The sequence below is a fragment of the Cryobacterium sp. RTC2.1 genome (assembly GCF_035018685.1).
In the GTDB taxonomy this organism is placed as follows: Bacteria; Actinomycetota; Actinomycetes; order Actinomycetales; family Microbacteriaceae; genus Cryobacterium; species Cryobacterium glucosi.
In genome coordinates, this window is sequence record NZ_JASJXJ010000335.1 from 1 (window position 1) to 692 (window position 692).

The window sequence follows — 692 nt, forward strand, 5'->3', positions numbered from 1 at the left end:
CGGTTGCGGGTGCGGCAGGTGGAGTTGAATGTGAGTCTGGGGTTGGCGCGGGATGCGGCGTTGGCGGCGACGACGGCGAAGTCGGCGTTTCTGGCGACGATGAGTCATGAGATTCGGACGCCGATGAATGCGGTGATCGGGATGACGGGGTTGTTGCTGGATACCCGGTTGGACGCGGTGCAGCGCGATTATGTGGAGACGGTGCGGCGCAGCGGGGACCTGTTGCTGGATCTGATCAATGACATCCTGGATTTTTCGAAGATCGAGTCGGGTGGCCTGGAGTTGGAGGATCGTCCGTTCGATCTGATTTCGGCGGTGGAGGATTCGGTCGGTTTGTTGGCGGTCGCGGCCGATAAAAAGGGTTTGACGTTGTTGTGTGATTTCGCGGATGGGTGTCCGTCGTGGGTGAGCGGGGACGTGACGCGGTTGCGGCAGGTTCTGGTGAACCTGGTGGGTAATGCGGTGAAGTTCACGGAGTCGGGCACGATCATGGTGCGGATCGAGCCGGCCGGGCTGGTCGTTCCGGGGGAGTCCGGGGTGGTGGCGCTCAGGTTCCTGGTGTCGGATACCGGGATCGGGATTCCTGAGGATCGGATGCCGCGGTTGTTCCAGTCGTTCAGTCAGGTGGATGCGTCCACGACGCGGGTGTATGGCGGTTCGGGTCTGGGGTTGGCGATCAGTCAGGCCCTGGT

The 692-nt window shown here is 62.1% G+C and carries 1 protein-coding gene; it reads left to right on the forward strand.

Translation table 11 applies throughout. The features are described from left to right. On the forward strand, positions 1–692 hold a 692-nt coding region (locus QN357_RS19160; protein ID WP_323505420.1), incomplete at both ends, for a histidine kinase dimerization/phospho-acceptor domain-containing protein.